Below are 4207 nucleotides of genomic sequence, written 5' to 3'. Positions count from 1 at the left end.
CACGATTTCTTTGGTTTTGGGATTGACCACATCTCGGGCCAACACCCGCCCCAGCAGCCGATCTTTCAGGGGGATGAGCACGGTCGCACCGTCGGTCATCGGCCGCACGCGAATCCCGCGCTGAGTGCCGCACTCTACTTCCCGCACGATGACATCTTGGGATACATCCACTAATCGGCGAGTTAGGTAGCCGGAGTCGGCGGTGCGGAGGGCGGTATCTACTAAGCCTTTGCGGGCTCCGTAGGACGAAATGATGTACTCGGTAACGGTGAGTCCTTCGCGGAAGTTGGTTTTAATTGGCAAGTCGATGATTTCCCCTGGCTCGGAAGTTTTTGACTACTTCGTCTTTGAGGTCTTCTGAGGTGCTGTTCCAGGTGTCGATTACTTTTTGGAAGCGTTCGACTTCGGTGATTTCGCCCCTAGTGTATTTTTGTTCGGTGATTCGGATTTCTTCTTCGGCTGCTTCGAGCAGTTGTCGTTTGATTGGCGGTACTTGCAGCAGGTCGTCTACAAAAATGCAAAACTCCGCAATGAATACGGAGCTTTGTCAATCGTTAAAAAGGAATCGGATCTATTTCGTCGCTGTCATTTTTGGGTTGAGGAATCAAATCGGCAGATTTCCATCCTGCTTCCTCCCATGCTTGCATAATCCGACTTTCAGTTTCAGTATCATGGGAAATATGCAAGTATTGTCCAGAAGGCAAAGGACAAAGTAGCATTTCTCCGTCTAGGTTAGTTCCTTGTTTTCTCCACAGATGACGAAAAGCATATCTTTTAACGGTTAGAGTATCGCCATTCTTTTCGTAGGGAATGTCCCACGGATAAGTTTGATTTTCACAGGTTTCTAAGTTCGTACATTGGTTAAAAGCTGCCACAGGACAATCTATTCCTATCGGGCAAATTGGTTTTTTAGTCACATTTTCCTCCTTTTTCTTTTCCAGTTCGCATTGAACCTAAGAGAGTTGAAACAATGATACAACGTTTGATTTTTGATTGTTTGTGCATCACTGTCACCCGCCCGAGGCGACCGTTTGAAACACCAAGCCAATTAAACTGCATTCGATAAGCCCGTTTTCTTCTATCGAAAAAGAAAGTTGTGTTGGCGGGGTCAATTTCAGCATTTTGAAAGGGCATAGTGTGCCAAACTGGTTGTGTATCATCGTGATTGACTGAGTATTTAATGCCCGTAGGAGATTCTTGGATCAAAACTTCCCAAGTCGCTCGATCGCGTTTGGCTTCAGATTTAGCTTTTTGAAGCTGCCAGTGCAAGCGGTCGGCAGCGCGATCGATTTCGATCGACCGCATAAAACTCAGCCACCCCGGCGCAGCAATTGCTGCAAATATTCCCGAAAGCACAACTAGAATCAGATTCTCAATTAGGGTAAATCCTTTATTGCGATTCAAAATTCCCCCTCCTGACAATTCTTAAGTGCAACTTCAAGTTCGTGTTTTTGAGTGTACCAACCGCAGAGGTAATCAAAAATACGATCGCCTTTGAGTTGTTCGGGTAAATGTTCGGTAAACAAAGAATCAAACCAGCCTGCATGAAAGTAGTCAATTGCTAAATCGGAATTGTCTCGCTCTTCCTTCTCAATGTCTGTTTCATCTTCTAGATCGAATCCAATTTCAGGAAAGAAAATGCCTCCTACTTCCACCCATTGGCGGATGTACATTTGGTGTGTCATAATTAGCTAGGTTTTTTAAAGTTGACTCGGGCAGTTTAGCGACTTACCCGGGTCGTTTTTTGTTATTTGCGAGCGCAAATAGGACAGAATCGAGGGCTGTTATGCTGTCGCTTGAGCTGGCGCTCCAAAGAGCGATCGCCTTCCCAAAGCTCGGCTAAAACAAAACTGATACCACGTTCGCGGGCTACGGCACAAAGTCTTGAGCCTTTGCCGTTGCGGTGTTTCCACAGACGTTCGTCTAAATCTTGAGCCCAACCGAGGTAATGTTGGGCGGGACGCGACGGATTGATCGGCCGCGAGAAGTGAAGCAAATAAACGTGCCCCATAATTGAAATTGAGTATTTTGTTAGTGCAGCCGTTATAGTGATAGCGGCTGCATTTTTCTTAGCTGTTAGCAACTAACCATTGTTGGTAATCTGCTAATACAGCAGCTTTTTCTGTTTCGGTAAATTGCTGCCAAACTGCTAAAAATTCCTCTTTTGTTGGTTCAGTTTGAATCCATTCGCAGTAATCAAAATTAGGGCTGTTGATGTTGAGTTGTGTCGGTTTCATTTGAGTTATTTGATTGGTTTTTCGATGCCATTCGCACTAAGCATCTACCAGCCATTTTCATGCTGTAAAAATGGCTGATAGTGTCCAGTGAATTAAGCAGAAAGACCTATCAAGCCTTTAAAACTTCCATTTTTTTCTGTTAAATCTGACGAGGGAGGCATCAAATCAATATTAATTTGATACAATTCTTGAATGTTTTTCGTCCCCCAAATCTTCAATTCGTGCTTGTAAGTTAACAAACGTTTCGCCGGACGAATTTCAAAACCTGAAGCTTTGTTCGATTTGACTAAATAGTGTCCCCAGCTTTCTAACTTAGATTTGTTGTTTGAAGCCAAGTAACACGTTCCTAAATAGCCTTCAGCCGTGTGAAAATAGCCAACTTTATCCTCAAAGTTCGCGATAAATTTTGTAGGTTTGCTAACAGGTTTGTCTCTTTCGATATCTTGCCAACCATCACACTCTTCATCGTCGCAGCTAGTGCCATCTGCGTTGTTATCTGTATCTGGCTCGAACAACGCCGTTGCAGCTTCCTTAAATTTAACGATTGTACTCGGAGCGATGGATTTGATTTGCCCGATTGCTTTTTGTAAATCTGCAAGAGCACTATTGATGAGGATTTCTGCCTGTTCGTACTTTTCGACTTCTATTTTCAGGGCATTAATTTCTGCCTGAATGGCATTGATTTCAAACTGAAAAAGTGGTAGCATCATTATTGACTCCTTTGTAATTGGGGGTTGCCACCTGCTGCGAGGTCCAATTCTAAGCAGGTGGTTTTTAATTAAACTGTGTAAAAATCCTTGTGATGTCGGATTTCTAAGGTCTCCGAGTAAAAACTTTGGTTTTTTCTTTTGGCTGTGATTGCTTCTTTCTTGGAAAGTAGCATTGCCTCAGAAATAAACTTTGTAAAGCGATTGCCATTCCAAAACAGCCATAAATCATCTGACTTCTTGCAAATTAGATAGTCCATTTTTGACAGCTATGTAGTTTTCAAGGTTCGTTTAACTTTCTCAAGTCTATCGCGGTATACCGCCATACGTCAATAGATCGGGCTATAGAAAAAACTTATATATTGACGGTATACCGCCATATGTCAATAGATCGGGCTATAGAAAAGTTATATATTGACGGTATACCGCCATATGTCAATAGATCGGGCTATAGAAAAAACTTATATATTGACGGTATACCGCCATATACTAGAATAGTGTAGGAAAGATAAATGAGATAATTATGCAAATTGCATTTACGGGGCCGCGAAAATTGACGGCAGCAGAAGAACAAAGGATTTATCAGGATTTGCAATATTTTATTGCAACTCAGAATGCTGACTGGCACGTTGGCGATGCGCCGGGGCTTGATAATTTCATTGTTCGGGCTGCTAGCTATTACAAAAAGACTTTGACTATTTGCGAGCGAAAAGGAAACCAGCGCTGGCATTTTGCAGCGCGATCGAAACAAATGATCGATTCAATTTCAAAACTCTCAGACCCTTGGCTCTATGGTTTTCCGAATAAACTTTGTCCGTCTGATTGCAAACCTTGCTCTAATCCCAAAGCAGAAGGAAGTGGGACTTGGCTGACGATTGCTTATGCCAAATATCGGGATGTTCCGATTTACCTATTTCCGCTGTTAGATAAAAAATATCAATATGGCGATCGCAGTTGGTTGCCTGATTGGCTCCAAGAAGAAGAATCACCCAAACAACTCAATTTATTAGATTCGTAAGCAGGCAAGCGAGGGCGATCGCCGCCCACCAGCATCCGCCATCAAATCAACTTCTACGTGTTCGCTGCCTTCGTCGTTCGTATTCACCTTGTGCACGGCAATGTCCAAGCACAAAGACTGCAACTCTCGCACGACTCACTTTGAAGGATTCCGGCGTACCGGGGCGCGGGATGGCTTTGCCTTTGACGATCGCATTCAAGGCTTCATTTCTACCCTGCATATCGTCCGACTTGACAGTCAGCAAC

Annotated in this window: 7 protein-coding genes and 2 pseudogenes; 1 reads left to right on the top strand and 8 read right to left on the bottom strand. The window is 43.6% G+C overall.

Annotation, left to right across the window (positions count from 1 at the left end):
• The 7 genes and pseudogenes from rpoC2 to JGK07_RS32895 all read right to left on the bottom strand — a co-directional run.
• Window positions 1–517 (bottom strand): annotated as a pseudogene (gene rpoC2, locus JGK07_RS32925) (DNA-directed RNA polymerase subunit beta'); the annotation flags it as partial.
• Window positions 518–554: 37 nt separating this feature from the next.
• Window positions 555–917 (bottom strand): hypothetical protein, encoded by a 363-nt coding sequence (locus JGK07_RS32920; protein WP_293243597.1) that lies wholly within the window; start codon window positions 915–917, stop codon window positions 555–557.
• Window positions 910–1404: a type II secretion system protein gene (locus JGK07_RS32915; protein WP_293243594.1), complete on the bottom strand. Its 495-nt coding sequence runs from the start codon at window positions 1402–1404 to the stop codon at window positions 910–912. The genes JGK07_RS32920 and JGK07_RS32915 overlap by 8 nt, the downstream gene beginning before the upstream one ends.
• Window positions 1401–1685 carry a hypothetical protein gene (locus tag JGK07_RS32910; RefSeq protein ID WP_293243591.1) on the bottom strand — a complete coding sequence of 95 codons (285 nt, stop codon included), beginning with the start codon at window positions 1683–1685 and terminating at the stop codon, window positions 1401–1403. The genes JGK07_RS32915 and JGK07_RS32910 overlap by 4 nt, the downstream gene beginning before the upstream one ends.
• 62 nt (window positions 1686–1747) lie before the next feature.
• Window positions 1748–2011: a hypothetical protein gene (locus tag JGK07_RS32905; protein ID WP_293243588.1), complete on the bottom strand. Its 264-nt coding sequence runs from the start codon at window positions 2009–2011 to the stop codon at window positions 1748–1750.
• 58 nt (window positions 2012–2069) lie between these two features.
• On the bottom strand, window positions 2070–2237 hold the full coding sequence (locus tag JGK07_RS32900; protein WP_293243585.1) for a hypothetical protein: 168 nt from the start codon (window positions 2235–2237) through the stop codon (window positions 2070–2072).
• A gap of 92 nt (window positions 2238–2329) precedes the next feature.
• Complete coding sequence (locus JGK07_RS32895; protein WP_293243582.1) at window positions 2330–2947, bottom strand: hypothetical protein; 618 nt, start codon at window positions 2945–2947, stop codon at window positions 2330–2332.
• A gap of 520 nt (window positions 2948–3467) precedes the next feature.
• Here JGK07_RS32895 and JGK07_RS32890 point away from each other — a divergent pair.
• Complete coding sequence (locus JGK07_RS32890; RefSeq protein WP_293243579.1) at window positions 3468–3962, top strand: hypothetical protein; 495 nt, start codon at window positions 3468–3470, stop codon at window positions 3960–3962.
• On the opposite strand, the pseudogene JGK07_RS32885 reads toward JGK07_RS32890, so the two are convergent.
• Window positions 3881–4207 (bottom strand): annotated as a pseudogene (locus JGK07_RS32885) (hypothetical protein); the annotation flags it as partial. The gene JGK07_RS32890 and the pseudogene JGK07_RS32885 sit on opposite strands and share 82 nt — an antisense overlap.

The organism is Microcoleus sp. PH2017_24_DOB_U_A, assembly GCF_020738205.1.
Taxonomy (GTDB): Bacteria; Cyanobacteriota; Cyanobacteriia; order Cyanobacteriales; family Microcoleaceae; genus Microcoleus.
The sequence above is the reverse complement of the archived record's forward strand: the minus strand, read 5'-3'. Positions and strand labels throughout refer to the sequence as shown.

Excerpts from the sequence above, each read along its gene's own strand:
- JGK07_RS32910 (WP_293243591.1), bottom strand. The coding sequence starts at position 1,685 with ATGACACACCAAATGTACATCCGCCAATGGGTGGAAGTAGGAGGCATT.
- JGK07_RS32905 (WP_293243588.1), bottom strand. The coding sequence starts at position 2,011 with ATGGGGCACGTTTATTTGCTTCACTTCTCGCGGCCGATCAATCCGTCG.
- JGK07_RS32900 (WP_293243585.1), bottom strand. The coding sequence starts at position 2,237 with ATGAAACCGACACAACTCAACATCAACAGCCCTAATTTTGATTACTGC.
- JGK07_RS32895 (WP_293243582.1), bottom strand. The coding sequence starts at position 2,947 with ATGATGCTACCACTTTTTCAGTTTGAAATCAATGCCATTCAGGCAGAA.
- JGK07_RS32890 (WP_293243579.1), top strand. The coding sequence starts at position 3,468 with ATGCAAATTGCATTTACGGGGCCGCGAAAATTGACGGCAGCAGAAGAA.